General features: G+C 71.5%; 25 protein-coding genes and 1 tRNA gene. 15 read left to right on the forward strand and 11 right to left on the reverse strand.

All coding sequences use genetic code 11. The features are described 5' to 3' along the window. Positions 1-6 precede the first annotated feature (6 nt). Entirely contained in the window at positions 7-2,289 is a 2,283-nt protein-coding gene (locus ML5_RS19450) for a cellulose binding domain-containing protein (protein ID WP_013475836.1), read from the forward strand. Positions 2,290-2,456: 167 nt separating this feature from the next. Here ML5_RS19450 and ML5_RS19455 read toward each other — a convergent pair whose 3' ends face one another. Both ML5_RS19455 and ML5_RS19460 read right to left on the reverse strand, forming a co-directional pair. Beyond that, positions 2,457-3,452, reverse strand: coding sequence for an LLM class flavin-dependent oxidoreductase (locus ML5_RS19455; RefSeq protein ID WP_174361724.1), 996 nt, complete (start codon positions 3,450-3,452; stop codon positions 2,457-2,459). Between the two features lie 61 nt (positions 3,453-3,513). Then, complete coding sequence (locus ML5_RS19460) at positions 3,514-3,993, reverse strand: Lrp/AsnC family transcriptional regulator (protein WP_013475837.1); 480 nt, start codon at positions 3,991-3,993, stop codon at positions 3,514-3,516. Between the two features lie 83 nt (positions 3,994-4,076). On the opposite strand from ML5_RS19460, the gene ML5_RS19465 reads away from it, so the two are divergent. Then, positions 4,077-5,252: a PLP-dependent aspartate aminotransferase family protein gene (locus ML5_RS19465; RefSeq protein ID WP_013475838.1), complete on the forward strand. Its 1,176-nt coding sequence runs from the start codon at positions 4,077-4,079 to the stop codon at positions 5,250-5,252. Positions 5,253-5,288: 36 nt separating this feature from the next. Here the strand turns inward: ML5_RS19465 and ML5_RS19470 are convergent, their stop codons facing one another. Together ML5_RS19470 and ML5_RS19475 are read right to left on the reverse strand one after the other, a co-directional pair. After that, positions 5,289-6,038 (reverse strand): hypothetical protein, encoded by a 750-nt coding sequence (locus tag ML5_RS19470; protein ID WP_013287523.1) that lies wholly within the window; start codon positions 6,036-6,038, stop codon positions 5,289-5,291. Between the two features lie 35 nt (positions 6,039-6,073). Beyond that, positions 6,074-6,147, reverse strand: a tRNA-Leu gene (locus ML5_RS19475). Between the two features lie 104 nt (positions 6,148-6,251). On the opposite strand from ML5_RS19475, the gene ML5_RS19480 reads away from it, so the two are divergent. The 11 genes from ML5_RS19480 to polA all read left to right on the forward strand — a co-directional run bounded on the left by ML5_RS19480 (position 6,252) and on the right by polA (position 18,768). Continuing rightward, positions 6,252-6,872 (forward strand): ANTAR domain-containing response regulator, encoded by a 621-nt coding sequence (locus ML5_RS19480; RefSeq protein ID WP_013287522.1) that lies wholly within the window; start codon positions 6,252-6,254, stop codon positions 6,870-6,872. A 37-nt stretch (positions 6,873-6,909) separates the two neighbouring features. Continuing rightward, positions 6,910-8,127, forward strand: a complete 1,218-nt coding sequence (locus ML5_RS19485) for a hypothetical protein (RefSeq protein ID WP_013475840.1) — start codon at positions 6,910-6,912, stop codon at positions 8,125-8,127. Positions 8,128-8,384: 257 nt separating this feature from the next. Then, positions 8,385-9,545 carry a branched-chain amino acid ABC transporter substrate-binding protein gene (locus ML5_RS19490; RefSeq protein WP_013475841.1) on the forward strand — a complete coding sequence of 387 codons (1,161 nt, stop codon included), beginning with the start codon at positions 8,385-8,387 and terminating at the stop codon, positions 9,543-9,545. Positions 9,546-9,650: 105 nt separating this feature from the next. After that, positions 9,651-10,601: a branched-chain amino acid ABC transporter permease gene (locus ML5_RS19495; RefSeq protein ID WP_013475842.1), complete on the forward strand. Its 951-nt coding sequence runs from the start codon at positions 9,651-9,653 to the stop codon at positions 10,599-10,601. Then, positions 10,598-11,737 carry a branched-chain amino acid ABC transporter permease gene (locus ML5_RS19500; RefSeq protein WP_013475843.1) on the forward strand — a complete coding sequence of 380 codons (1,140 nt, stop codon included), beginning with the start codon at positions 10,598-10,600 and terminating at the stop codon, positions 11,735-11,737. The genes ML5_RS19495 and ML5_RS19500 overlap by 4 nt, the downstream gene beginning before the upstream one ends. Next, positions 11,730-12,575, forward strand: coding sequence for an ABC transporter ATP-binding protein (locus tag ML5_RS19505; RefSeq protein ID WP_013475844.1), 846 nt, complete (start codon positions 11,730-11,732; stop codon positions 12,573-12,575). The genes ML5_RS19500 and ML5_RS19505 overlap by 8 nt, the downstream gene beginning before the upstream one ends. Continuing rightward, entirely contained in the window at positions 12,565-13,275 is a 711-nt protein-coding gene (locus ML5_RS19510; protein ID WP_013475845.1) for an ABC transporter ATP-binding protein, read from the forward strand. Before ML5_RS19505 ends, ML5_RS19510 begins: the two co-directional genes overlap by 11 nt. A 27-nt stretch (positions 13,276-13,302) precedes the next feature. Then, positions 13,303-14,208 (forward strand): ABC transporter substrate-binding protein, encoded by a 906-nt coding sequence (locus tag ML5_RS19515; RefSeq protein ID WP_013475846.1) that lies wholly within the window; start codon positions 13,303-13,305, stop codon positions 14,206-14,208. Positions 14,209-14,212: 4 nt separating this feature from the next. Continuing rightward, positions 14,213-15,190, forward strand: a complete 978-nt coding sequence (locus ML5_RS19520) for an amino acid ABC transporter permease (RefSeq protein WP_013287514.1) — start codon at positions 14,213-14,215, stop codon at positions 15,188-15,190. Positions 15,191-15,243: 53 nt separating this feature from the next. Further along, the gene (locus ML5_RS19525; protein ID WP_168168232.1) at positions 15,244-15,996 is read left to right on the forward strand and encodes an amino acid ABC transporter ATP-binding protein; all 753 of its coding nucleotides are present in this window, start codon (positions 15,244-15,246) and stop codon (positions 15,994-15,996) included. A 72-nt stretch (positions 15,997-16,068) separates the two neighbouring features. Beyond that, positions 16,069-18,768, forward strand: a complete 2,700-nt coding sequence (gene polA / locus ML5_RS19530) for a DNA polymerase I (RefSeq protein ID WP_041784226.1) — start codon at positions 16,069-16,071, stop codon at positions 18,766-18,768. Between the two features lie 41 nt (positions 18,769-18,809). Here the strand turns inward: polA and ML5_RS19535 are convergent, their stop codons facing one another. The 7 genes from ML5_RS19535 to ML5_RS19565 form a co-directional block, all read right to left on the reverse strand. Beyond that, positions 18,810-19,217: a MerR family transcriptional regulator gene (locus ML5_RS19535; RefSeq protein WP_013287510.1), complete on the reverse strand. Its 408-nt coding sequence runs from the start codon at positions 19,215-19,217 to the stop codon at positions 18,810-18,812. Between the two features lie 7 nt (positions 19,218-19,224). Then, the gene (locus ML5_RS19540; RefSeq protein WP_013287509.1) at positions 19,225-19,974 is read right to left on the reverse strand and encodes an SDR family NAD(P)-dependent oxidoreductase; all 750 of its coding nucleotides are present in this window, start codon (positions 19,972-19,974) and stop codon (positions 19,225-19,227) included. A gap of 40 nt (positions 19,975-20,014) precedes the next feature. Beyond that, a complete protein-coding gene (locus tag ML5_RS19545; RefSeq protein WP_013475849.1) occupies positions 20,015-20,881 on the reverse strand; it encodes a CPBP family intramembrane glutamic endopeptidase in 867 nt (288 codons plus the stop codon). A gap of 41 nt (positions 20,882-20,922) precedes the next feature. After that, the gene (locus ML5_RS19550) at positions 20,923-21,270 is read right to left on the reverse strand and encodes a DUF3140 domain-containing protein (RefSeq protein WP_013475850.1); all 348 of its coding nucleotides are present in this window, start codon (positions 21,268-21,270) and stop codon (positions 20,923-20,925) included. Beyond that, positions 21,257-21,475 carry a DUF2945 domain-containing protein gene (locus ML5_RS19555; RefSeq protein WP_013475851.1) on the reverse strand — a complete coding sequence of 73 codons (219 nt, stop codon included), beginning with the start codon at positions 21,473-21,475 and terminating at the stop codon, positions 21,257-21,259. Before ML5_RS19555 ends, ML5_RS19550 begins: the two co-directional genes overlap by 14 nt. A gap of 41 nt (positions 21,476-21,516) precedes the next feature. Then, complete coding sequence (locus ML5_RS19560; RefSeq protein ID WP_013475852.1) at positions 21,517-22,068, reverse strand: Uma2 family endonuclease; 552 nt, start codon at positions 22,066-22,068, stop codon at positions 21,517-21,519. A gap of 107 nt (positions 22,069-22,175) precedes the next feature. After that, positions 22,176-22,979: a class I SAM-dependent methyltransferase gene (locus ML5_RS19565; RefSeq protein ID WP_013475853.1), complete on the reverse strand. Its 804-nt coding sequence runs from the start codon at positions 22,977-22,979 to the stop codon at positions 22,176-22,178. Between the two features lie 312 nt (positions 22,980-23,291). On the opposite strand from ML5_RS19565, the gene rpsA reads away from it, so the two are divergent. Together rpsA and coaE are read left to right on the forward strand one after the other, a co-directional pair. Then, positions 23,292-24,818 (forward strand): 30S ribosomal protein S1, encoded by a 1,527-nt coding sequence (gene rpsA, locus ML5_RS19570; RefSeq protein ID WP_047893869.1) that lies wholly within the window; start codon positions 23,292-23,294, stop codon positions 24,816-24,818. Positions 24,819-24,978: 160 nt separating this feature from the next. Then, the gene (gene coaE, locus ML5_RS19575) at positions 24,979-26,157 is read left to right on the forward strand and encodes a dephospho-CoA kinase (RefSeq protein WP_013475854.1); all 1,179 of its coding nucleotides are present in this window, start codon (positions 24,979-24,981) and stop codon (positions 26,155-26,157) included. The last annotated feature ends 8 nt before the right edge of the window (positions 26,158-26,165 follow it).

Raw genomic sequence — 26,165 nt, forward strand, 5'->3', positions numbered from 1 at the left:
TTCCCCGTGCACCTCACCACCCCACGCCGTCGGATCGCGCTGCTCGCCGCGGCTTCGGCGGTCACCCTGTCGGCCGGCGCGCTCACCACGATGACCGCCGCGGCGGCTGCCGCCGCCTGCCGGGTCGACTACCGGATCACCAACCAGTGGAGCGGCGGCTTCGGCGCCGACGTGACAGTGACGAACCTCGGCGATCCGGTCAACGGCTGGACCCTCGGCTGGAGCTTCGCCGCCGGCCAGCAGGTCGTCCAGGCGTGGAACGCGACTGTCAGCCAGTCCGGCGCGCAGGTCAGCGCCCGCGACGCCGGCTACAACGCGGCCATCGGCACCGGCGGCACCGCGAACTTCGGCTTCAACGGCTCGTGGAACAACGCGTCGAACCCGGTCCCGGCCGCGTTCACGCTCAACGGCACCGCCTGCACCGGCGCGCCGTCCACCAGCGCGCCACCGTCGACGCCACCACCGAGCACGCCCGCGCCCACCACGCCTCCGCCGTCCACACCCCCGCCCACCACCCCGCCACCGACCACCCCGCCGGCCGGCGCGAAGCAGATGGAGGACCTCGACCGAGGCCTGATCAGCGTCCGCTCCGGCAGCGGGAACCTGGTCTCCTGGCGGCTGCTCGGCACCGAGACGACGGGGGTCTCGTTCAACCTCTACCGGGGTGGCACCAAGGTCAACGGCAGTCCGATCACCGGCGCCACCACGTACCTGGACAGCGGCGCGGCGGCCGGATCGGCGTACACCGTGCGGGCCGTGGTGAACGGCGCCGAGCAGGCGGCGTCCGCCCCGGCGCTCCAGTTCGCCAACGGTTACCTGGACGTGCCGATCCAGTCGCCGCCCGGCGGCACCACCCCGTCCGGGGAGGGGTACAGCTACGCGGCGAACGACGCGAGCGTCGGTGACCTCGACGGCGACGGCCGCTACGAGTTCGTGCTCAAGTGGGATCCGGCGAACGCCAAGGACAACTCGCAGTCCGGCTACACCGGCAACGTCTACATCGACGCGTACACGCTCACCGGCACCCGGCTGTGGCGCATCGACCTCGGCCGTAACATCCGCGCCGGCGCCCACTACACCCAGTTCCAGGTGTACGACTACGACGGCGACGGGGACGCCGAGGTGGCCGTGAAGACCGCCGACGGCACCCGCTCCGGCACCGGCCAGGTGATCGGCAACGGCTCGGCCGACCACCGCAACTCCAGCGGCTACGTGCTCGCCGGACCGGAGTACCTGACCATGTTCGACGGCCGCACCGGCGCGGCGCTGTCCACTGTCGACTACGACCCGCCGCGCGGCACCGTCTCGTCCTGGGGTGACTCGTACGGCAACCGGGTCGACCGGTTCCTCGCCGGCACCGCGTACCTGGACGGGCAGCGCCCCTCGCTGATCATGGCGCGCGGCTACTACACCCGGGCCGTCGTCGCGGCGTGGGACTTCCGCGACGGCACGCTGCGCAAGCGCTGGACGTTCGACTCGAACGCCTCCGGCAACGGTGCCGCCGCCGGCCAGGGCAACCACCAGCTCTCGGTGGCCGACGTGGACAACGACGGCCGCCAGGAGATCGTGTACGGCGCCGCCACGATCGACGACAACGGCCGGCTGCTGTACTCCACCGGCAACGGCCACGGCGACGCGCTGCACGTCGGCGACCTCGACCCGTCCCGCTCCGGCCTGGAGGTGTTCAAGGTCGACGAGGACGGCAGCAAGCCCAGCTCCTGGATGGCCGACGCGCGCACCGGGCAGATCATCTGGCAGACCGCGCCGAGCGGCGACAACGGCCGCGGCGTCTCCGGCGACGTCTGGGCGGGCAGCCCGGGTGCCGAGTCCTGGTCGTCGGCTGTCGACGGGCTGCGGAACACCCGGGGCCAGAACGTCGGGCGGAAACCGTCGTCGGCGAACTTCCTGATCTGGTGGGACGGCGACCCGGTCCGGGAGCTGCTCGACGCCACGAAGATCGACAAGTACGGCACCGGCGGCGACACCCGGCTGCTCACCGGCAGCGGCGTCGCCTCGAACAACGGCACCAAGTCCACCCCGGCGCTCTCCGCGGACCTGCTCGGCGACTGGCGCGAGGAGGTCGTCTGGCGCACCTCCGACAGCACGGCGCTACGGATCTACAGCACGCCTGTGACCACCGGGCTGCGCCTGCCGACGCTGATGCACGACCCGCAGTACCGGGTGGCGGTGGCCTGGCAGAACACCGCCTACAACCAGCCGCCGCACCCCGGCTACTTCCTGGGCGACGGCATGAGCACCCCGCCCGCGCCGAACATCTACCTGCGCTGAAACGGCAGGCACCGGGTCGCCGGCCGCGGAATCCGCTCCGCCGGCGACCCGGTGCACCACACCGCAGCATTCCCGACCCGTCCCGACCGGGAATGCCGTACCACCACCGGGGACAAAGTTATGCGTCCCACGCGACGGTGCGGTGACGTCGCTATGAAGAGCGTGTTTCAGCCCTCCCGGCGCAGCCCGCCCGCCACCTTCTCGGCGATCAGCTCGAACGAGCGGACCCGGTCCGCCACGTCGTACACCATCGTGGTGAGCATCAGCTCGTCCGCACCGGTGCGCTCCAGCAACTCACCGAGCTGCCGGGCCACCGTCTCCGGCGAACCGGTCGCCTGGCCGTCGCGGCGCTGGGCGACGAACTCCCGCTCGAACTCCGAGTACGGGTACGCCGCCGCCTCCTCCGGCGTGACGAGCGGCTCCGGCCGCCCCGACCGCAGCTTCAGGAACGACAGCCCGGACGGCCCGGCCAGCCACTCGGCCCGCTCGTCGGTCTCCGCGCAGACCGCGTTGACAGCCACCATCGCGTACGGCCGGTCCAGCCACTGCGACGGCCGGAAGTTCTGCCGGTAGAGCTGCAACGCCGGGATCGTGTTCTGCGAGCTGAAGTGGTGCGCGAACGAGAACGGCAGCCCGAGCAGACCGGCCAGCTGCGCGCTGAACCCGCTGGACCCGAGCAGCCACACCTGCGGCGACTGGCCGCGGCCCGGCGTCGCGGTGATCGGGCCCGGCTCGGCGCCGGAGAAGTAGTTCATCAGGTCGGCCAGCTCGCGCGGGAAGTGCTCCGCGGACAGGCCCTCCATGGTGCGGCGCAGCGCCAGCGCGGTCACCTGGTCGGTGCCCGGCGCCCGGCCGATGCCCAGGTCGATCCGGCCCGGGTGCAGCGCCTCCAGCGTGCCGAACTGCTCGGCCACCACCAGCGGCGCGTGGTTGGGCAGCATCACCCCGCCCGAGCCGAGCCGGATCGTGCTGGTGTTCGCCGCCAGGTGCGCGAGCAGCACCGCCGGGGCGGAACTCGCGATGGCGGGCATGTTGTGGTGCTCGGCCACCCAGAACCGGCGGTAGCCCAGCTCCTCGGTGCGGCGGGCCAGCTCCGTGGTGTACCGCAGCGCCTCACCGGCGTTGCCGGTCGCCGCCACCGGGGCAAGATCAAGAACAGACATGGGTACGTCGATCACAGGCAGGTGCAACCCGCGACGTGCCGGAATTGTTCCGCCGGGTGCGCTACCCCATACCGCGGGCCTGCTCGAAGATCAGGCTGGTCTGCGTGTGCTGCACCGCCGGATCGACAGCCAGATGATCCAGGACGAAGTCCCGCAGCGCGTCGCCGGAGGCGGCGCGCACGTGCAGCACGTAGTCCTCCGCGCCCGCCACGTGGAACACCGACACCACGCCGGGCAGCCGTACCGACCGGGCGCGGAACGCGTCAACAGCGGCCCGCTCGTGCGCGGTCAGCCGCACCGACACCAGCGCCTGCAACGGCAGGCCCACCGCCGCCGGGTCCACCTCGGCGTGGAACCCGCGGATCGCCCCGCACTCCCGCAGCGCCCGGGTACGCGTCAGGCACGTCGACGGCGCCACCCCGACCCGCTCGGCCAGCGCGTTGTTCGGCAGCCGGCCGTCGGCCGCCAGCTCGGTGAGGATCGCGCGGTCGATGTCGTCCAGGCCGGCGAACGGCCGTACATCATTCGGTGCGGCAGGCATGCGACCATCTTTCACCGAATCACAGCCGGGCGAAAGCGTGATCGTCAGAATCTTGTTCGCTGCTATTGCCTCTAGCCGTCGTCATGTTCGACGCTTCCGGCATGACTTCCGTGGACACCGCAGCCGTACACGCCGGGCGCGCCGACCTCGCCGGGCTCGGCGTCCACGTCCCGCCGATCGACCTGTCCACCACCAACCCGCTGCCCTCGGTGGCCGGCGGCGGTGACGACTACGAGACACTCGCCACCGGCGGCACCCTCCCGGCCGGCGGCAGCGCCGTCTACCAGCGCCTCTGGAACCCCACTGTGGCCCGGTTCGAGACCGCCCTCGCTGAGCTCGAAGGCACCGCCGAGGCCGTCGCGTTCGCCAGCGGCATGGCCGCGCTCACCGCCACCCTGCTCGCCGCCACCCGCGACGGCAAGCGTCACGTCGTCGCCGTCCGCCCCCTCTACGGCGGCACCGACCACGTCCTCGCCACCGGCCTGCTCGGCACCGCTGTCACCTGGGCCACCACCGCCGACGTGGCCGCCGCGATCCGCCCCGACACCGCCCTGGTCGTGGTCGAGACGCCTGCCAACCCCAGCCTCGACCTGGTCGACATCGCCGCGCTCGCCGACGCCGCCGGTGACGTCCCGCTGCTCGTCGACAACACCGTCGCCACCCCGGTGCTCCAGCAGCCCGCCCGCCACGGCGCCGCGCTCGTGCTGCACAGCGCCACCAAGAGCATCGGCGGCCACGGCGACGTCCTCGCCGGCGTCGTCGCCTGCGGACCCGAGTGGGCCGCCCGGCTGCGCCAGGTCCGCGCGGTCACCGGCGCCATCCTGCACCCGCTCGGCGCGTACCTGCTGCACCGCGGCATCCAGACCCTCCCGCTGCGCGTCCGCGCCCAGCAGGCCGGCGCGGAGAAGCTCGCCGCCTGGCTCGCCGGGCACCCCGCCGTCGAGCGCGTCCACCACCCGTCGCTGCACGACCCGGCCGGACTGGTCGGCCGCCAGATGTCCGGCACCGGCAGCCTGCTCGCCTTCGAGGTACGCGGCGGCGCGCCCGCCGCGGCCGAGGTCGCCGGCGCCTGCGAGCTGATCACGCACGCCGTGTCGCTCGGCGGCGTCGACACGCTGATCCAGCACCCGGCCTCGCTCACCCACCGGCCGGTCGAGGGCGACGCCAAGCCGTGCGGCGGGCTGTTGCGGGTTTCGGTCGGCCTGGAGGACCCGGAGGACCTGCGGGCGGATCTCGCGCGGGCGTTGGCGCGGATCTGACGCCCGTCGGCAGGCCGCGTGCGCGGCGTCGCCGGGTCACGACTTCGGGCCGACGTGCCGGTCGAGGGCGGCGACGGCTTCCCGGCGGGCCACCGACAGGGAGTTGCGGCGGTTCATCCGCCAGGCGATGCCGAGCCGGTCGAGGGCCTGCTGGCACAGACCCATGATGTCGCCCGACTCGTTGTGGAACATGTAACGGGGATAGACGTACTCCTTGCCCCGGACGACGACCCGGTTGGCGAAGCGGCAGCCGTCGGAATGGAAGAGGCCGCGGAGGAAGTCGCCCGCGTGGGCCTCGACGATGGGGCGCTGCCAGTCGGCCAGGACGATCGGGCGTTGGTGCTTCTTGCCAGGGCCGTGCTGGGGGAACAGGCACGGCCAGTGCTTGCCGTAGCTCTGCACGCTGACGCACCCCGGATGCCGGACGCGCTGCACCTTCTCCGCCAGCACCGCGCGCATGGCGTCGTCGCACGCCTCGATCAGTCCGGGCCAGCTGTTGCTGCAGGAGATCCGGAGCACCGGCACCCGCGCCCTGGTCACGAGATGCCCGTCGCCAAGGTAGAGCCCGAGAAGATAGGCGTAGGCCGCCGGATCTGTCGGAACGCTGACATCGTCGCGGCAACGGAAACACCGCAGTGCGGTGCCTAGAACCGCGGCGGTCGGGCGGTCTCTGCACCAGTGCCAGACGGTGCGGTAGTTGAGGCCGACGGCGCGGGCCGCCTCCGCGACGGTCGCCCCGGACAAAAAGGCCTGACGTGCTCGGGCGCGGATCTCGGGTGGGTGCACGAGAGCATCTTCGAACGCCCGTACGACAACTTCGGTGTCCCCGGTGGGACTCGAACCCACACTGTCGGAGGTTTGAGCTCCGTTTCTCTGCCGATTGGAATACGGGGACAGGCTCGCGCGACGCTCTCGCGTCGTGCCATAGGTTACCTACTACGCTAGGGGCGGCGACACCCGGCACGGCGGGTGTCGGGCTCGAACCGGTGGGAGTGGCTCGTGGGCGAGATGCAGGCGGACGCCGAGCGCAAGCGCGTTCTGATCGCCGAGGACGAGGCGCTCATCCGGCTGGACCTGGCCGAGATGCTTGTCGAAGAGGGCTACGAGGTGGTCGGCGAGGCCGGTGACGGCGAGACCGCCGTCAAGCTCGCCGAGGAGCTCAAGCCGGATCTGGTCATCCTCGACATCAAGATGCCGATCATGGACGGGCTCGCCGCCGCCGAGCGGATCGCCGGCGCGCGCATCGCCCCGGTGATCATCCTGACCGCGTTCAGCCAGCGTGACCTGGTGGAGCGGGCGCGGGCGGCCGGCGCGATGGCGTACCTGGTCAAGCCGTTCCAGAAGAGCGACCTGGTGCCGGCGGTGGAGATCGCGCTGTCCCGCTACTCCGAGATCGCCGCGCTGGAGTCGGAGGTCGCCGGTCTCACCGACCGGTTGGAGATCCGCAAGACCGTCGAGCGCGCCAAGGGTGCGCTGATGACCACGTACGGGATGACCGAGCCGCAGGCGTTCAAGTGGATCCAGCGCACCGCGATGGACCACCGGATGACCATGAAGGAGGTCGCCGAGCGGATCCTCGCGGAGACCGCCGGCGGCGAGGTGGAGCAGCCCGCGTCCTGACCTCCCGCGGAGGCGTCCGATCGATAGGATCGGATCCATGCCTTCCGCGCGCGCCCGGCCGGTCCTCGTCGCCGTCGTCGCCGCGCTGCTCCTGGTGGCCTGCCACGCGACTCCGCGACCGCTGCCCGAGCCCGCCCCCGTACGACCGCAGTGGCAGTCCGTCGATCTGGCCCTTCCCGCCGGCGCCGCCGGACGTCCGGTGCTGCGCGACGTCGCGCGGTGCGCCGGCCGGTGGTACGTGGTGGGCGGGCTGGTCGATCCGGCGGGGGAGACCCGCCCGGCTGCCTGGTCCTCATCGGACGGCGTGACCTGGTCGCCGATTCCGGTGCGCGCGCAGACGTTCTACGGCCGTCAGCACGTGCTCTACGCGGTGGCCTGCCGCGACGACGGGATGGCGGCGCTGGGTGCGAAGACCGGTGGCGTGCACGGCAATCCGCGTACCGGAACGTGGGTGTGGCGTCCGGGCGGGCCGTTGCGGGAGGTGCCGGCGGCGTTCGAGTTGTTCGGCGGCCCGCGCGCGGTGAGCGCGTCGCGGCTGGCGGCCGGGCCGGACGGCTGGCTGGTGGCGGGGGCGCGCGCGGACGGCGCGGCGGTGTGGTCGTCGCCCGACGCGGAGGGGTTCGTCCTGCGCGAGGGGGTCGCGGAGCTGGCCGGCGACGGCCGGGGCCGGACGGCGGCGTACGACGTGGCGTCGGTGGGACCGGGCTGGCTGGTGGTGGGGTCGTTGCTGCCGCCCGGCGGGACGGCCCGGACGCCGCTCGCGTGGTTCTCGTCCGACGGCCGGGTGTGGCGGCGGGTGGTCCTGCCGGTGCCGGCGGGCGTCGCCGGGGCGGCCGAGCGGGTGGTGTCGCCCGACGGCGGCCCGGTGGCAGTCGGTCCGGTGGGTGACCGCTTCGCGGTGTGGCGCGGGTGCGACGAGTGTGGCTCGCCGTCCGCCGGTTCGGCGGGTGCGGCGCAGGGGTGGCGGCGGGTCGGCGGGTTCGGCTCGGCGGGCCCCGGGGTGTCGTCGGTGGACGCGCTCGCGGCGTCGGATGGGCGGCTCGTCGCGGTGACCGGGGACGGGGCTCAGCGACGGCTCTGGATGTCGCGTGACGGCGGCGCGTCGTGGCTTCCGGTGATCACGCCGGTGCCGGTGCCGGACGGGGGCGACGCGGCGCTGGCGGTGGCGGTCGGCGACGACCGGCTGCTCGTGATCGCCGATGACGGGAGGACGTCCCGTGCCTGGTGGGGGGCGTTGCCAACCGTCGATCGGTAGCGGGTGGAGAGGGCATGGCTCGTTACCGAGGAATAGTCGGCGAATGCCTTTCCCGGCCTTCGGTTCTTACGCCGATGGGCTTGAATCCGCCACGGCGTGTAACGGTTCGGTCAACCCCGCTTTCCAGGTCTTACGCCACCGCTCACGGTGGGATAACGTCCCGCCCCAGACCGGCGACGACGGTCTTGGTTCGTCCACCCCGCAAGGGCCAATCAGCGGCGGGTGGTTCGGATCATGGACGGAGGAGGGTTCGGGCCTTGAGGCAGAAGCTCGCACGCGTGATCGGCGGGGTCGCCATGCTGGCGCTCGTCGCCGGTGGCACCGCTTGTTCCAGCGGCAGCGACGATGAGGGTTCCGGGGGCAGCGCCTGCGGGAGCAAGATCGCTTTCTTCGGCGCGCTGACCGGTAGCTCGGCCGCGCTGGGCATCAACGAGAAGAACGGCGTCAAGCTGGCCGTCGACAAGTACAACAAGGAGAACGCGGACTGCAAGGTCGAGCTCGCCGAGCTCGACTCGCAGGGCAGCCCGGACCAGGCGCCGGGTCTGGCCCAGAAGGCGATCGACGACACCAAGATCCTGGGTGTCGTGGGTCCGGCCTACTCGGGCGAGTCCGAGGCCGCCGGCCCGCTGTTCAGCGAGGCCGGTCTGGTCACCATCACCCCCTCCGCGACCCGTCCCAGCCTCGCCGAGCAGGGCTGGAAGACCTTCTTCCGGGCGGTCGGCAACGACCTGAGCCAGGGCCCCGCCGCCGGTAACTACATCAAGAACGTGATGAAGGCCGACCGGGTCTACGTCATCGACGACCAGTCCGCGTACGGCGCCGGCCTGGCCGACGAGGTCAAGAAGGTTCTCGGCGCCTCGGTCGTGGGCAGCGACAAGGTCCAGGGCGAGGGCAAGCAGGTCGAGTTCTCCGGTGTGGTCACCAAGGTCAAGGCCGCCAACGTCAAGGCGGTCTTCTACGGCGGCTACTACCAGGAGGCCGGCCTGATCCGCAAGCAGCTCACCGCTGCCGGGGTCACCGCTCCGCTGGTCGCCGGTGACGGCGTGAACGACGGCGCGTACATCACCTCCGCCGGTGCGGCCGCCGCCGAGGGCACCATCCTCACCTGCCCCTGCGCTCCGTCCACCGAGGCCCGCGGCACCTTCGCCGCCGACTTCAAGGCGCTCAACGGCACCGAGCCGGGCACCTACAGCGACACCGCCTACGACGCGGCGAACATCCTGCTGGCGGGCATCAAGGCCGGCAAGAGCACCCGTGCCGACCTGCTGGAGTTCGTGAAGGGCTACAGCGGCGAGGGCGTTGCCGCCAGCTACAAGTTCGTCGAGGGCGGCGAGCTGGACCCGGCGCAGGTCAAGGTCTGGGCGTTCAAGGTGCAGGGCGGCAAGGTCGTCCCGGACCAGGAGATCCCCAAGTCCTGATCGTTCGATCGCTGGACTGGCGATTGAGTAGTGATCGCGGGTGCGGCCGGGAGCTGGCTCCCGGCCGCACCCTCTTTTTCTCTTGAGCGACGGAGCGTCCCTCCCTTGGACTTCGACGGATTGTTCTCCAACTTCGGGGAACTCACCACGACCGGCTTGACGCAGGGCGCCATCTACGCCCTGGTCGCGCTCGGCTACACGCTTGTGTACGGCGTGCTCAGGCTCATCAACTTCGCCCACTCCGAGGTCTTCATCGCCGGCGCGTTCGCCGCGATCTGGACCTGGAACGGCTTCGGACTCGACCAGAACTCGCAGGTCAGCGGCATCGGCTCGATCATGTTCTACCTGCTGGTGGCGATGATCGTGGCTGCGATCGCCTCGGCGGGCACCGCCACTGTGATCGAACGGGTCGCGTACCGGCCGCTGCGGAAGCGCAACGCGCCGCCGCTGGCGTTCCTCATCACCGCCATCGGTGCCTCGATCGCCATCTCGGAGGCGTTCGGCGTCTACACCCGGCGGCGGCCGGAGGGTGCGCCGATCCTGGTCAGCTCGGAGCCGCTGTTCCACGTCGCCGGGGTGCCGATCGACGCGGTGCAGTTGCTCACGATCGGTTCCGCGCTGGTGATGATGTTCGCGCTGGACCAGTTCATCAACCGCAGCCGTACCGGCCGCGGCATCCGGGCGGTGGCTCAGGACGCCAACACGGCGGCGCTGATGGGCGTCAACAAGGACCGCATCATCCTGATGGTCTTCATCGCCGGTGGCACCATGGCCGGCGTCGCGGGCCTGCTCTACGACGTGCGGATCCAGACGCTCACCTACAGCGTCGGCTTCCTGCTGGGCCTCAAGGCGTTCACCGCGGCGGTGCTCGGCGGTATCGGCAACCTGCGCGGCGCGCTCGTCGGCGGGTTGCTGCTCGGCGTCGTGGAGAACTACGCCGCGGGCCTGTTCGGCAGCCAGTGGAAGGACTTCGCCGCGTTCGCGGTGCTGGTCGTCCTGCTGATGTTCCGGCCGACCGGTCTGCTCGGCGAATCACTGGGGAGGGCACGCGCATGACGACCACCATCGACCCGCCGGAGCGGCGGGAGACGGCGGCGGACAAGCTGCGGCAGGGCCGGCACGCGATCTCGGAGCGCTGGCACCACGCGCCGCGCTGGGTGCGCTGGGTGCTGCTGGTCGCGGTCATCGCGTTCTTCTACGCGCTGCCGAACAAGGAGTTCTACCAGTACCTCGGGCCGATCCCGACCCCGGGAGCGAACTTCACCCAGGTGATGTTCACGGTTTCGATCTACGTGCTGCTGGCGGTCGGGCTCAACATCGTGGTCGGCTTCGCCGGCCTGCTCGACCTCGGCTACTTCGGCTTCTTCGCCGTCGGCGCGTACACGGTAGCGGTGCTGACCTCGCCGAGCAGCGACATCAAGACGCTGTGGCCGTGGCTGCTGGTGGTGCCGATCGCGATCGCCCTGACCATGGTCTCCGGCGTCATGCTCGGCACGCCGACGCTGCGCCTGCGCGGCGACTACCTGGCGCTGGTGACGCTCGGCTTCGCCGAGATGATCCGGATCGCGGCGGTCAGCTCCGAGTTCCTCAAGGGACAGCGCGGCTTCAACCAGATCCCGCACCCGCCCGGCCAGTACGCCGACGGCCGGCCGTGGTTCGGCGTGCTCGACGCCCGCCCGTACTACTGGCTGGTGCTCACGCTGATCATCCTGGTGGTGATCGGGGTGCGGAACCTGACCCACAGCCGGGTCGGCCGGGCCTGGATCTCGATCCGCGAGGACGAGGACGCCGCCCAGCTGATGGGCGTGCCGACGTTCAAGTTCAAGCTGTGGGCGTTCGCCTCCGGCGCGGCCATCGCCGGCCTGGCCGGCGCGTTGTTCGCCGGTAAGCAGAACTTCGTCAACTCGCAGAACTTCGAGCTGCTCAACTCGATCATCATCCTGGCCGCTGTCATCTTCGGCGGCTCGGGCAACATCGTCGGCGCGATCGTCGGCGGCGGCCTGGTGGCGTACATGATCGAGCGGTTCCGCGGCATCGAGCTGTTCGGCGTGGAGCTGTACGAGTACCGGTTCCTCTTCTTCGGCCTGGTGCTCGTGGTGATGATGATCTTCCGGCCGCAGGGCCTGATCCCGAACCGGCGACGGGCGGCGGAGTTCAAGGACCGCCGCAAGGAGGTGATCGTCGGTGAGTGACACCGAGCAGACCCCGGCCGTTCCGGCCCAGGCGGCGGCCCCCGCCGTCGAGACGGTCGCCGAGCGGGAGCCGTTGCTGGAGGTCGACCACGTCACGCTGCGCTTCGGCGGCGTGGTGGCCCTCAACGACGTGGACTTCACCCTCTACAAGGGTGAGATCCTCGGCCTGATCGGCCCGAACGGCGCCGGCAAGACCACCTGCTTCAACGCGATGACCGGCATCTACCAGCCCACCGAGGGGCAGATCCGGTTCCTGGGCCAGAAGATCAGTGGCAAGAAGCGCCACCAGATCACCCGGATGGGCATGGCCCGTACGTTCCAGAACATCCGTCTCTTCCCGGAGATGACCGCGCTGGAGAACGTCCAGGTGGGTGCGGACGCACACCACAAGACCAGCGTGATCTCCGCCCTGCTGCGCCTGCCGCGGCACTGGAAGGAGGAGCGCGAGGGCCGGGAGAAGGCCGAGCGCCTGCTGGAGTTCGTCGGCATCAGCAACCGGATGCACGAGTTCGCCCGCAACCTGTCCTACGGCGAGCAGCGCCGGCTGGAGATCGCCCGCGCGCTGGCCACCGACCCGAAGCTGCTCTGCCTGGACGAGCCGGCCGCCGGCTTCAACCCGGCGGAGAAGGAGGAGCTGCTCCAGCTCATCCGGCAGATCCGGGACCAGGGCGTGACGGTGCTGCTGATCGAGCACGACATGCGCCTGGTGATGGGCGTGACCGACCGGATCGTGGTCCTGGAGTTCGGAAAGAAGATCGCCGAAGGGCTGCCCGCCGAGGTGCGGGACAACCCGAAGGTGGTCGCGGCGTACCTGGGGGTGCCGGACGATGCTGCTTGAGATCGAGGACGTGAGCCTGCTCTACGGGCGGATCCAGGCGCTGCACGGCATCAGCCTGACCGTGGACGAGGGGGAGATCGTCGCGCTGATCGGCGCGAACGGCGCCGGCAAGTCCACCACCATGCGGGCGATCTCCGGCATCCGGCCGGTCGCATCCGGCCGGATCAAGTTCGCCGGTGAGGACATCACCAAGCTCCGGGCCGACCTTCGGGTGCGGCGCGGGCTGTGCCAGGCGCCCGAGGGCCGGGGCATCTTCCCCGGCATGTCGGTGCTGGAGAACCTGGACATGGGCGCGTACACCCGGCGGGACAAGGCCGGTATCGCCCAGGACCTGGCCCGGGTGCTGGACCTGTTCCCGCGGCTGGCCGAGCGGCGCAAGCAGCCCGGCGGCACGCTCTCCGGCGGCGAGCAGCAGATGCTCGCGGTCGGCCGGGCGCTGATGAGCCGGCCGAAGCTGCTGCTGCTCGACGAGCCGTCGATGGGTCTCGCGCCGATGCTGATCCAGCAGATCTTCACGATCATCACGGAGATCAACCAGCAGGGCACCACGATCCTGCTGGTGGAGCAGAACGCCCAGCAGGCGCTGGCGCGCGCCCACCGGGCGTACGTGCTGGAGACCGGCCGGATCGTCAAGAGCGGTTCCGGCGCGGACCTGCTGCACGACCCCTCGGTCAAAGAGGCCTACCTCGGCGTGGCCTGACCGACCCCTCGCAAAAGGAGTACAGCCATGTTCCACCCCAACCCCGGACGGCGGGCGGCGCTCGGCGTCGCCGGTGCGGCCGTCCTGCTGCTCTCCCTCGCCGCGTGCGGCGAGGAGGAGAGCACCGACCAGCCCGGTGGCGGGCCCAGCGTCTCGTCGTCGGTCGACGCCGCGCTGGCCGCGAAGGTCCCGGACGCGATCAAGTCGGACGGCAAGATCGTGGTGGGCACCGACTCCACCTACGCCCCGGCGGAGTTCCTGGACACCGACGGCAAGACCGTGATCGGCTTCGACGTCGAGCTGTTCACCGCCGTGGCGGCCAAGCTGGGCCTCAAGGCGGAGTTCGTCTCGGCGCCGTTCGGCGACATCATCAACGGCGTCAACTCGGGCAAGTACGAGGCGGGCGTCTCGTCGTTCACCATCAACGACGACCGCAAGGGCCAGGCGAACATGGTCAGTTACTTCCAGGTCGGCACCCAGTGGGTGACCAAGAAGGGCAACCCGGCCGGGGTCGCGCTGGACAACGCCTGCGGCAAGAAGATCGCTGTGCAGAAGGACACGGTCCAGGTCGAGGACATCCAGAAGCGGTCCAAGGCGTGCACCGACGCCGGCAAGCCGGCTATCACGATCGACCAGTTCCCGGGTCAGGACGCCGCCACCGCCGCCGTCGTTTCCGGCAAGGACGACGCGATGCTCGCCGACTACCCGGTCGGCGTGTACGCGGTGACGCAGTCCAACGACGCCCTGGAGCTGCTGGACAAGCAGTACGAGGCGGCGCCGTACGGCTACGTGCTGGCCAAGGAGCAGACGCAGCTGGCCGAGGCGGTGCGGGACGCCACCAAGGCCGTGATCGCCGACGGCTCGTACAAGCAGGTGCTCGACAAGTGGAAGGTGGGAGACGGCGCGATCACGGACCCCGCGATCAACCCGTGACGACATGACCACCGAGGAAGCGACAACCGCGCGGGCACGGCCGGAACCGATCAAGGCCGTGCCCGTGCGGCACCCCGGACGATGGGTCGCGGTGGCGGTGCTCTCCGTCCTGGCGGCGATGTTCGTCCACCTGCTGGTGACCAATGAGGCCTTCAACTGGTCCTTCATGGTCGACAAGATGTTCCGGCCGCCGATCATCGAGGGCCTGCTGCGCGGCACTGTCCTGATGACCGTCAGCGCGATGCTGATCGGCGTCACGCTCGGCGTGGTGATCGCCGTGATGCGGCTGTCGGACAACCCGATCCTGCGCGGCGTGGCCTGGCTCTACACCTGGTTCTTCCGGGCCGTGCCCCGGCTGGTGCTGCTGGCCGTCTTCGGCAACATCGGCATCCTGTGGAGCCGGGTCGAGTTCGGGGTGCCGTTCGACACCCAGATCGGTCAGCTGTTCGGCATCGACAACCTGCAACTGCGGCTGTTCGGGTTCTCCTCCCGCGACATCCTGACCGGCTTCATGGCCGGTCTGCTCGGCCTCGCGCTCTCCGAGGCCGCGTACATGGCGGAGATCGTCCGGGCCGGCATCCAGTCGGTCGATCCCGGCCAGACCGAGGCCGCCCAGGCACTCGGCCTGAGCCGCGCCCAGTTGCTGCGCCGGGTGGTGCTGCCGCAGGCGATGCGGGTGATCATCCCGCCGACCGGCAACGAGACCATCGCCATGCTCAAGGACACGTCGCTGTTGCTCTACGTGCCGGTGAGCGTGGAGCTGTTCTTCCAGCTCGACGCGGTCGGCAAACGGACGTTCCAGATCTTCCCGATGTACGTCGCGGCGTGTCTGTGGTACCTGTTCCTGACCAGCATCCTGCTGGTCGGCCAGTACTACCTGGAACGCCACTTCGGCAAGGGCTACGGCGTCACCGGGCGGGCCCGGCTGAAGCTGCGGGGGATGACGGCTGAGGCCGGCGGCGGCGCGGGGGTGGTGAAGTGACCGAGCTGATCGTGCCCGCGCAGGCCACCTCGCCGACCGCGGAGTCCGGGCTGATGGTGCGGGCCGAGCAGGTGCACAAGTCGTTCGGGCCGCTGGAGGTGCTCAAGGGCATCGACCTGGAGGTCCGCTCCGGCGAGGTGTGCTGCCTGCTCGGGCCGTCGGGCTCCGGCAAGTCGACGTTCCTGCGCTGCATCAACCACCTGGAGAAGATCGACGCCGGCCGGATCCGGGTGGACGGCGACCTGATCGGCTATCGGGAGCGCGGCGGCAAGCTGTTCGAGATGCGGGACCGGGAGGTCGCCGCGCAGCGCCGTGCCATCGGCATGGTGTTCCAGCGGTTCAACCTGTTCCCGCACATGACCGTGCTGCAGAACGTCATGGAGGCCCCGGTGCTGCTGCGCCAGGCCAAGAAGACGGAGGCCCGCGAGCACGCCGCGCAACTGCTGGACCGGGTGGGGCTGGGCGACAAGCTCGGCGCGTACCCCGGTCAGCTCTCCGGCGGCCAGCAGCAGCGGGTGGCGATCGCCCGGGCGCTGGCGATGCGGCCGAAGCTGATGCTGTTCGACGAGCCGACCAGCGCGCTCGACCCGGAACTGGTGGGCGAGGTGCTGGACACGATGAAGGACCTGGCCCGCGACGGCATGACGATGATCGTGGTGACCCACGAGATCGGCTTCGCCCGCGAGGTGGGCGACCACCTCGTGTTCATGGACGGCGGCGTGGTGGTCGAGCAGGGCGACCCGCGCAAGGTGATCTCGGCGCCGAAGCACGAGCGGACCAAGGCGTTCCTGGCCAAGGTTCTCTGACCTCGGCCTCCGGTGCGGCGCGCGCCGCACCGGAGGCCGGAGTTGTCGGGCGTACGGACTAGAGTCGCAGCCGTGACAGCTACGACGCCGCGCCTGCTCCTCGTCGACGGACACTCCCTGGCATACCGGGCGTTCTTCGCCCTGCCTGTGGAGAACTTCTCCACCACCACGGGGCAGCCGACCAACGCCGTCTACGGCTTCACCTCGATGCTGATCAACGTGCTGCGCGACGAGCAGCCGACGCACATCGTCGTGGCGTTCGACGTCTCCCGCCGCTCCTTCCGCACCGACAGGTACGCGGAGTACAAGGCCGGCCGCAGTGAGACCCCGACCGACTTCAAGGGCCAGGTCAGCCTGGTCAAGGAGGTCCTCGCCGCACTGCGCGTGCCGGTGGTCGAGAAGGAGGGCTACGAGGCCGACGACGTCATCGCCACGCTCGCCTGCCAGGCCCGCGACCAGGGCATGGACGTGCTGATCACCACCGGCGACCGGGACGCGTTCCAGCTCGTCGGCGAGCGGGTGACGGTGCTCTACCCGCGCAAGGGCGTCTCCGACCTGGCCCGGATGGACCCGGCCGCGGTCGAGGCGAAGTACGGCGTCACCCCGGACCGCTACCGCGACCTGGCCGCGCTGGTCGGCGAGACCAGCGACAACCTGCCGGGCGTGCCCGGCGTCGGCCCGAAGACCGCCGCCAAGTGGATCAACCTGTACGGCGGCGTCGAGGGCGTGGTGGCCCGCGCCGACGAGATCAAGGGCAAGGCCGGCGACAGCCTGCGCGAGCGGCTGGCCGACGTGATCCGCAACTACGAGATCAACTGCCTGGTCTCCGACCTGGAGCTGCCGGTCCGTCCCGAGGACGCCCGCTGGCAGGGCTGGGACCGCGAAGCGGTGCACCAGGTCTTCGACACGCTCCAGTTCCGCATCCTGCGTGACCGGCTCTACCAATACCTGGAAGCGGTCGAGCCGGAGGCCGAGGCGGGCTTCGATCTCGCAGGCGAGGTGCTCACCGAGCCGGGCGCGCTCGCGGGCTGGCTCGGCACGCACGCCCCGGCGGGCGCACCGGTCGGCCTGGCGGTGACGCTCGACACCGGCCCCAACCGCCGGCACACCGCCACCGTGACCGCGATGGCGCTGGCCACCGCCGCCGGCGCGGGCGCCTGGTTCGACCCGAGCCGGCTGGACGCCGACGACGAGGCCGCGCTGGCCGGTTGGCTGGCCGACGCGGAGCGCCCGAAGGTGCTGCACGACAGCAAGCCGGCGGTGCTGGCGTTCGCCGCGCACGGCTGGGAGCTTCAGGGCATCGCCCGCGACACGCAGATCGCCGCCTACCTGGCCCGCCCCGACCAGCGCTCCTACGACCTGACCGACCTGGCGCTGCGCTACCTGCACCGGGAGCTGCGCGTCGACGCGCCGGAGACCGGTCAGCTCACTCTCGACGGGCTCGGCGACGAGGGCGTGGCCGAGCAGAACCTCATGCTCCAGGCCCGCGCCACGCTCGACCTGGCCGACGCGATCGACGCCGAGCTGTCCCGCGACGGCGAGCAGTCGGCCCGGCTGATGGCCGGCGTGGAGCTGCCGCTGATGCGGGTGCTCGCCACCATGGAGCGCACCGGCATCGCCGCCGACACCGACTACCTCTCCGAGCTGGAGGCGCACTTCGCCGCCGAGGTGAAGGCCGCCGCCCAGGGCGCGTACGAGGTGGTCGGCCGCGAGTTCAACCTCGGGTCGCCGAAGCAGTTGCAGGAGATCCTCTTCACCGAGCTGGGCCTGCCCAAGACCAAGCGGATCAAGACCGGCTACACCACCGACGCCGACGCGCTCCAGTGGCTGTTCGCGCAGACCGAGCACCCGCTGCTGCACCACCTGCTGCGTCACCGCGACGTCGCGAAGCTCAAGTCGACAGTCGACGGGCTGCTCAAGTCGGTCTCCGACGACGGCCGGATCCACACCACGTTCAACCAGACGGTGGCGGCTACCGGGCGGCTGTCCTCGACCGAGCCGAACCTGCAGAACATCCCGATCCGCACCGAGGAGGGGCGGCGGATCCGGCGCGCGTTCGTGGTCGGCGAGGGCTACGAGTGCCTGCTCACCGCCGACTACAGCCAGATCGAGATGCGGATCATGGCGCACCTGTCGTCGGACGACGCGCTGATCGAGGCGTTCAACTCCGGGCACGACTTCCACGCCGCCACCGCGTCGTCGGTCTTCACGGTCGAGGTCGGCGACGTGACCGCCGACCAGCGTCGCAAGATCAAGGCGATGAACTACGGCCTGGCGTACGGGCTCAGCGCGTTCGGCCTGTCCCAGCAGCTCGGCATCAGCGCCGAGGAGGCGCGCGGGCTGATGGAGAACTACTTCGCCGGCTTCGGCGGGGTGCGTGACTACCTCCAGGAGGTGGTGGCCCGCGCCCGCCAGGACGGCTACACCTCCACCATCCTGGGCCGCCGCCGCTACCTGCCCGACCTGGTCAGCGACAACCGGCAGCGCCGGGAGATGGCCGAGCGGATGGCACTGAACGCCCCGATCCAGGGTTCGGCGGCCGACATCATCAAGGTCGCGATGCTGCACGTCGACAGCGCGCTGCGCGACGCCGGGCTGCGGTCCCGGATGCTGCTGCAGGTGCACGACGAGCTGGTCTTCGAGGTCGCCCCGGGCGAGCGCGAGACGCTGGAGGCGTTGGTGCGCAAGCAGATGGGTGAGGCGTACCCGCTGTCGGTGCCGCTGGAGGTGTCGGTGGGCGAGGGCCACGACTGGAACAGCGCCGACCACTGACCCCACCGCCGCCCCACCCGCGCCGGCCACCACCCGCCCGCTCACCCGTCCCGCACACGAGGAGGCGGCGGCGAGAGGAGGGGCGGGGGCGCAGGGGCGGCAGCCTGGAGGGCGGCGGCCAGGCGGTCGCGGACGGCCACCTGGGCGGCGATCCGGGCGTCCAGCACGGCCAGCCGCTCCCGGCCGACCCGCAGCCCGGCCGGAGACGGCGGCGCGGACGCCACGTCCCCGTCCAGGCAGGGCAGGAAGACCCGCACGTCGTCGAGCGTCAGCCCGGCGTCGAGCAGGTGACGGATGTTGCGGACCCGGGTGACCACCGCGTCGTCGTACTCGCGGTAGCCGTTCGCCGCCCGGGCCGAGGCGATGAGACCGTGTTCCTCGTAGTGCCGCAGGGCACGCGGCGTGCAGCCCGTCGCCTTCGCCACCGCGCCGATCCGCACCGCCGTCACCGTCCTCTCACGCGACCACCGCGCCCCCGTCCACCGGCAGCACCACGCCGGTGACGAAGCCCGCCTCCGGCTCGCAGAGCCGCCGGATCGCCCAGGCTACGTCCTCCGGGCGGCCGATCCGGCCCGCCGGGGTGTGCGCGAGTTGCCAGTCCCGCACCGCCGCCCGCCGTTCGGGGGACAGGCCACTGTGCACGCCGATCGGGGTGTCGATCGCGCCGGGCGCCACGGCCACCACCCGGACGCCGCGCGGCGCGAGTTCCACCGCCCAGCTGCGGGTCAGCGAGTCCAGCGCGGCCTTGCCGGCCGCGTACACCGAACTGCCCGGCCAGGCGCGCAGGCCGACGGACGTGGTGACGTTGACCAGCACGCCGCGTGTCGCGGCGAGCGCCTCGACGGCGGCGTGCGCCAGCCGAACGGGTGCGAGGAGGTTCGTCTCCAGTTGCCGCCGGGCGGCGTCCTCGTCCAGGTCCGCCAGCGGCCCGCCGCCGGCCACTCCGGCGTTGTTGACCAGGACGTCCAGGCGGCCGTACCGGTCGAGCGCGGCGCCGACGATCCGGCCGGGACCGTCGGGCGCGGTGACGTCGGCGGTCAGCGGGGTGATGTCCGGCCAGCCGGCGGCGGTGTCCGACAGCGGCGCGGCGCGCCGTCCGACCGCGACGACGGCGTACCCGGCGGTGGCGAAGGCATGTGCGGTGGCCCGGCCGATGCCGGTGCCCGCACCGGTGACCACGGCGACGCGTGGCGTGCGGCGTTCCATGCCGGCATCGTCCGACAGTGCCGCCGGCGGCAGGGTCAAGTCAGAGGCCGAGCAGGACGGGCATCGCGTTGACCGCGCCGTGCACCACGAGCAGCGGCCACATGCGGCGGTACCGGGACCACAGGTAGCCGAGGAACAGCCCGGCGACCCCCTGGTTCACGATCACCGACGCCAGGTCGACGGCCGGTCGGCCGCTGCCCTGGATGGCCACGTGCCAGGCCGCCCACACCAGCGACGCGAGCACGATCGCCGGCCAGCGCCCCAGCAGCGACTCCCACCGGGTCTGCAGCCACCGCCGGTAGAAGACCTCCTCCAGCAGCGCGTTCACCGCGAAGGCCACCAGCAGCGTGGCGGCCAGCTCGACCCGCGTGACGGTCCGCCCCCAGTCGCTCGCGGGCACGGCCAGCGGCGTCGCGTAGCTGAGCACCAGCCACACCGCCACCGGCAGCGCCGGACCCCACCGGTGGGCGGCGTCCGCCGGGGCCGGCCCCGGCTGCCACCGCGGCGGCCGCCGGCGCGCGGCCAGGAACACCATTGTGGGTACGCCGAGCAGCAGCGCCAGCTTCACCACGGTGTACGCGGGTTCGCCGCCCAGCAGCGGCATGACGGCGGCGAACGCGATCCCGGCCAGCAGCAGCGGCGCCGCCTCGCGGTAGGGCGCGACCGGGTCCGGCCACCTCGGGTCGGGTGCGGGCGGGATCAGCCGGATCAGCGCGATCCCGGCCAGCGCCGGTATCCACCGGCTCCACATCGGTACGGTGCCGTCGTGGTCGGCGCTGTACCGGATGCCGGTGTTCCCGGTCAGCACCAGCAGGAGGGCCGCGACGGCGATCAGGCCGAGGCCCACCAGGAGGACGACCCGTCCGGCGCGGGGATGACGGCCGGCGGTCGAGACGTCTGTCGTCATCGCCGGCACGGTACCAACGCGCGGCGAACGGACCGGGTGGCTCAGCCCTTGAGCGGGTCGTGCCCCCAGTTCATCAGCGACCAGCGCCACCTGGTGTCCCGCACGTCACCGGACGGGCGCTGGGCCAGGTGGCGGTGGACGTACCCGATCACCTTGCGCATGTGCTTGTAGTCGGCGGCGGTGAGGTCGGCGCGCTTGCGGCGCAGCAGGTCGACGATGCGCCGGCCGGAGTCGTGCCCGACCGACTCGCCGCCCTTGGTGCCCTTCTTGTGCCAGCCGACGTGCTTGGACTCCTCGGTCTCCAGCCAGCGGGTCAGCTCGCCCGGCTTCATGTTCACCGCGTCGGTGAACTCCCGGTACGTCTGCTGCGGATCGTCAGCGCGACTCATGGCGCAGCACCTCCGGGCGGTGGGCGACGTCGCGGCCCGAGTCGTCGTTGGTGATCCGGTACTGCGGCTGCTCCGGAGAGGCGTTCACCGCGTGCCCGCGTACGTGGGTGCGCTCGGTCAGCTTCTCCTTGACGACGCCGTACGCCCGGCCGCTGTGGCTGGCCCAGGAGACGTGGTCGCCGGTGCGGAACTCCTTCTCGGCCATGCCGCCCGGTTACCCGGAGTGGATACCGAGTAACGGCGTCGTCAGGGCCGGATCTCCGCGATCGGCAGCTTGATCGCGAAGGGCTCGGACAGCTCGATCACCTCGCTGCTGTCGTCCACCAGTTCGTACTGCCGTTCGCCGCCCGGGCCGATCCGGTCACCGAGGCGGTACGCGTAGAGGTGCACCGGATCCTGCTCGATCCGCCAGTAGAACGGGATCCCCGCGGCGGCGTACTCGCCCGGCTTGGCGAACCGGTCGACCCGCCGGGTGCCGGGGGAGACGATCTCGACGGCCAGGACGACGTCCGCCGGTCGCAGGAGGGACCTGTCGCTCGGCAGCCCGGCGTGGTGGAGCAGGACGTCCGGTTGGCGGCTGGTGTTGGGGCTGAGCCCGACCCCGACGGCTTGGGACGCCCGCAGGTGAACCGGTGCGTGCGATCGAAGCCAGAGCCACAGCAGGCTGGAGATTGTCTGGTGGCCCAGGGTGGGGGAGGGTGTCACCTGGAAGACTCCGTCGACGAGTTCGACGCGGGGGGCGTCGTCCGGCAGGGTGAGCAGATCCTCCAGCGTGTAGTCCGCACGCTGCTGCCGCATCGGGTCCGGACACCAGGGGCCAGGTGATGTCGGGATGGGCTCGGCGCTCATGCGGCGAGCGTACCGCCGGGCGCCGGAGCCCGTGTCGCACCGGACGTGCGACGCGCTCAGTCCGTCGGCTTCTCCGCGACGAAGATCGCCGTGCCGGGGAACAGCCGTCCGCGCAGCGGGCTCCACTGGCCCCAGATCCCCTCGTGCCCGGCCGGCCACTCCGGCTCCACCAGGTCCAGCAGGCGGAACCCGGCGCCGACCAGTTCCCGGATCCGGTCGCCCAGGGTGCGGTGCTGCTCGACGTACGTGGCCACCCCGTGCTCGTCCTGCTCGACGTACGGGGAGCGGTCGAAGTACGAGTGCACGGCGGTCAGCCCGCCCTCGCCCGGGTCGTCCAGGAAGATCCAGCGCATCGGGTGGGTGACCGAGAAGACCCACCGGCCGCCGGGCCGCAGCACCCGGGCCACCTCGCGCATCGCCGCCGCCGAGTCGTCCACGAACGGGATCGCGCCGAACGCGGTGCAGACGGTGTCGAACGCGGCGTCGGCGAACGGCAGGGCGAGCGCGTCGGCCTGCACCAGCGGCACGCGTACCCCGGTGCGCCCGGCGGCCTCGGCGGCGTGCCGCAACATGCCGGCGGACAGGTCCAGTGCGACCGGCCGGGCGTCCTGGGCGGCGAGCCAGCGGGCGGCGGCGGCCGCCCCGGCGCCGAGTTCGAGGATCCGCTGCCCGGTCACGTCGCCGAGCAGCCGGGCGTCGGCCTCGCGCAGCCCCTCCGGGCACCAGACGAAGTCGGCGTCGCCGAGGAACGCGCCGTGCTCGGCCTGGTACGCGTCGGCGTCGGTGTCCCACCATCCGCGGTTCGCGCGGCGGATCTCCCCGGCGTCGACTCGTCGGCGGGTCACCCTGTCGTCGTCCACGGGTTCACGCTAGGTCCGGCGGACCGGACCCGGTGCGGTGGGGTGGTGGCTGGGGCGGATGTGACGGACGAGACAGCTGTGGCACCTTACCGCGGCAAATCTCCGCTTTCGCAGCGGATGAGTTCGCACGGACCCGGGAGGGCTTGCACGCTGTGGTAATGCAGCGGGTAGGCTAGATGATGCGCTCGCGGATCGTGTGCCTCGGCAGGGAGCAGGTGCGCGGTCACCGGAGCCACTAATGATCTTCTCGCGTCGATCGTTCGGTGTGCCCGGCGACGGATCCGTTGGCGCGGCAGAGTCACCGCGACACCCATGCCCGCTGTGACAACCCATCCGACCGGAGCAACCGCCCACATGACGAGCAGCATCGAGGCCACCTCGAGCGCCAACAAGGTCACCCACGACGACCTCGGCTCTGAGGAAGCTTTCCTCGCCGCGATCGACGAGACCATCAAGTACTTCAACGACGGCGACATTGTCGAAGGCACCGTCGTCAAGGTCGATCGGGACGAGGTCCTGCTCGACATCGGCTACAAGACCGAGGGTGTCATCCCCTCTCGGGAGTTGTCGATCAAGCACGACGTGGACCCGGCCGAGGTCGTTTCGGTGGGTGACCACATCGAGGCCCTCGTCCTCCAGAAGGAGGACAAGGAGGGTCGGCTGATCCTCTCCAAGAAGCGGGCGCAGTACGAGCGGGCCTGGGGCACGATCGAGAAGATCAAGGACGAGGACGGCGTCGTCCGCGGTTCGGTCATCGAGGTCGTCAAGGGTGGTCTCATCCTCGACATCGGCCTGCGTGGCTTCCTGCCCGCGTCGCTCGTCGAGATGCGGCGTGTGCGTGACCTGCAGCCGTACGTCGGCCGCGAGCTCGAAGCCAAGATCATCGAGCTGGACAAGAACCGCAACAACGTGGTCCTGTCCCGCCGTGCCTGGCTGGAGCAGACGCAGTCCGAGGTGCGCACCGAGTTCCTCAACAAGCTCCAGAAGGGGCAGGTCCGCAAGGGCGTCGTCTCCTCGATCGTCAACTTCGGCGCGTTCGTCGACCTGGGCGGCGTGGACGGCCTCGTGCACGTCTCCGAGCTGTCCTGGAAGCACATCGACCACCCGTCCGAGGTCGTCGAGGTGGGCCAGGAGGTCGAGGTCGAGGTCCTGGACGTCGACCTGGACCGCGAGCGGGTTTCGCTGTCGCTGAAGGCGACGCAGGAGGACCCGTGGCGTCAGTTCGCCCGCACCCACGCGATCCAGCAGATCGTGCCGGGTAAGGTCACCAAGCTGGTGCCGTTCGGTGCGTTCGTCCGCGTGGACGACGGCATCGAGGGCCTGGTCCACATCTCCGAGCTGGCCGAGCGCCACGTGGAGATCCCGGAGCAGGTCGTGCAGGTCGGCTCCGAGGTCATGGTCAAGGTCATCGACATCGACCTGGAGCGCCGCCGGATCTCGCTGTCGCTCAAGCAGGCCAACGAGGGCTTCGTCGAGGGCGAGGAGCACTTCGACCCGACCCTCTACGGCATGGCCGCGACGTACGACGACCAGGGCAACTACATCTACCCGGAGGGCTTCGACCCGGAGACGGGCGAGTGGCTCGAGGGCTACGACAAGCAGCGCGAGACCTGGGAGCAGCAGTACGCCGAGGCGCGTCAGCGCTGGGAGGCCCACACCAAGCAGGTGCAGACCTCCCGCGCCGCCGACGCCGAGGCCGCCGCCAACCCGGCTCCGGCCACCACCGGCACCACCACCTCGACCTCGGCCCCGAGCCGTCAGGCCGAGGAGCCGGCCGGCACGCTCGCGACCGACGAGGCTCTCGCCGCGCTGCGGGAGAAGCTCGCCGGCGGCAAGTGACCGGACGCTGACGCCTGTCCGTCCCACCGGACGGACCGGCGACTGCCTCTGACGACGGGCCCCGTCCCCGCGTTCCGCACCAGCGGAGCGCCGGGGGCGGGGCCCGCGTCGTACGCCGGCGGGTTTGGCATGCGGACGCCGGATCCGGTTGACTGTCCGGGTGCTGAAGGTGGGGCTGACCGGCGGAATCGGATCGGGCAAGAGCGCGGTGGCGAGCCGGCTCGCCACGCTCGGCGCGGTGATCGTCGACTCGGACCGCATCGCCCGCGAGATCGTCGCGCCCGGCACCGACGGGCTGGCCGAGGTCGTCGCCGCCTTCTCCGAGAAGGTCCTGGACGCCGACGGGGCGCTGGACCGGGCCGCCCTCGGCGCGCTGGTCTTCGGCGACGAGGCGGCCCGCCGCACGCTCGAAGGGATCACCCACCCCCGGGTACGCGCGCGCAGCGCCGAGCTGGTCGCCGCCGCCCCCGCCGACGCGATCGTCGTCAACGACGTACCTCTGCTGGCCGAGGTGGGGCTCGCGCCCACGTACCACCTGGTGGTCGTGGTGCAGACGGCCGTGCCGACCCGGATGGCCCGGCTGACCCGCGACCGGGGGATGGCCCCGGCGGAGGCGCAGCGGCGCATCGCCGCGCAGGCCGACGACGCCACCCGCCGTGCGATCGCCGACGTGCTCCTGACCAACGACGGCACGCTCACCGACCTGCACGCCGCCGTGGACGCCCTCTGGCGGGACCGCCTGTCGCCCTACGAGCGCAACGTCCGCGAACGCCGCGCCGTCCCGCCCGACCCGGCGGCGCTCGCCGGACCGGACCCGACCTGGCCCGAGCAGTACGCCCGGCTGGCCGCCCGGATCCGCCACGCGGCCGGCGGTGAGATCCGGGTCGACCACGTCGGCTCCACCGCCGTGCCGGGACTCGCCGCGCCGGACGTGATCGACATCCAGGTGACTGTGTCCTCGCTGAACGAGGCGGACGGGCCGCTCGCGCAGCGGCTGGCCGAGGCGGGTTTCCCGCGGCTGCCGGGCGAGTGGTGGGACGCCCCGCGACAGCCGGAGCCGGTGCGCTGGGCCAAGCGGCTGCACGGCGGCGCGGACCCGGCGCGCCCGGTGCGCCTGCACCTGCGGGAGGCCGGTTCGCCCGGCTGGCGGTACGCGCTGCTGATGCGCGACCACCTGCGCGCCGACCCGGCGCGGCGGGCCGACTACCTCCAGGTGAAGCGGGAGCTGGCGGCCGCCGCGCCGGAGCACGCCGCCTGGGGCACGGTGACCGATCCCTGGTTCGACGAGGAGCACCTGCGCGCCGAGGAGTGGGCCGCGCAGACCGGCTGGCGGCCCTGACCGGGCCG

Source organism: Micromonospora sp. L5, from assembly GCF_000177655.2.
Classification (GTDB): Bacteria; Actinomycetota; Actinomycetes; order Mycobacteriales; family Micromonosporaceae; genus Micromonospora; species Micromonospora aurantiaca.

What these genes read in the sequence shown, in the direction of transcription:
- ML5_RS19460 (WP_013475837.1), bottom strand. Translation starts at nt 3,993, where the DNA reads ATGCCTGCCGCACCGAATGATGTACGGCCGTTCGCCGGCCTGGACGAC.
- ML5_RS19515 (WP_013475846.1), top strand. Translation starts at nt 13,303, where the DNA reads ATGTTCCACCCCAACCCCGGACGGCGGGCGGCGCTCGGCGTCGCCGGT.
- ML5_RS19555 (WP_013475851.1), bottom strand. Translation starts at nt 21,475, where the DNA reads ATGGCCGAGAAGGAGTTCCGCACCGGCGACCACGTCTCCTGGGCCAGC.
- ML5_RS19500 (WP_013475843.1), top strand. Translation starts at nt 10,598, where the DNA reads ATGACGACCACCATCGACCCGCCGGAGCGGCGGGAGACGGCGGCGGAC.
- ML5_RS19550 (WP_013475850.1), bottom strand. Translation starts at nt 21,270, where the DNA reads ATGAGTCGCGCTGACGATCCGCAGCAGACGTACCGGGAGTTCACCGAC.
- ML5_RS19540 (WP_013287509.1), bottom strand. Translation starts at nt 19,974, where the DNA reads ATGGAACGCCGCACGCCACGCGTCGCCGTGGTCACCGGTGCGGGCACC.
- ML5_RS19560 (WP_013475852.1), bottom strand. Translation starts at nt 22,068, where the DNA reads ATGCGGCAGCAGCGTGCGGACTACACGCTGGAGGATCTGCTCACCCTG.
- ML5_RS19525 (WP_168168232.1), top strand. Translation starts at nt 15,244, where the DNA reads ATGGTGCGGGCCGAGCAGGTGCACAAGTCGTTCGGGCCGCTGGAGGTG.
- ML5_RS19455 (WP_174361724.1), bottom strand. Translation starts at nt 3,452, where the DNA reads ATGTCTGTTCTTGATCTTGCCCCGGTGGCGGCGACCGGCAACGCCGGT.
- ML5_RS19520 (WP_013287514.1), top strand. Translation starts at nt 14,213, where the DNA reads ATGACCACCGAGGAAGCGACAACCGCGCGGGCACGGCCGGAACCGATC.
- ML5_RS19465 (WP_013475838.1), top strand. Translation starts at nt 4,077, where the DNA reads ATGTTCGACGCTTCCGGCATGACTTCCGTGGACACCGCAGCCGTACAC.
- ML5_RS19485 (WP_013475840.1), top strand. Translation starts at nt 6,910, where the DNA reads ATGCCTTCCGCGCGCGCCCGGCCGGTCCTCGTCGCCGTCGTCGCCGCG.
- ML5_RS19510 (WP_013475845.1), top strand. Translation starts at nt 12,565, where the DNA reads ATGCTGCTTGAGATCGAGGACGTGAGCCTGCTCTACGGGCGGATCCAG.
- ML5_RS19545 (WP_013475849.1), bottom strand. Translation starts at nt 20,881, where the DNA reads ATGACGACAGACGTCTCGACCGCCGGCCGTCATCCCCGCGCCGGACGG.
- rpsA (WP_047893869.1), top strand. Translation starts at nt 23,292, where the DNA reads ATGCCCGCTGTGACAACCCATCCGACCGGAGCAACCGCCCACATGACG.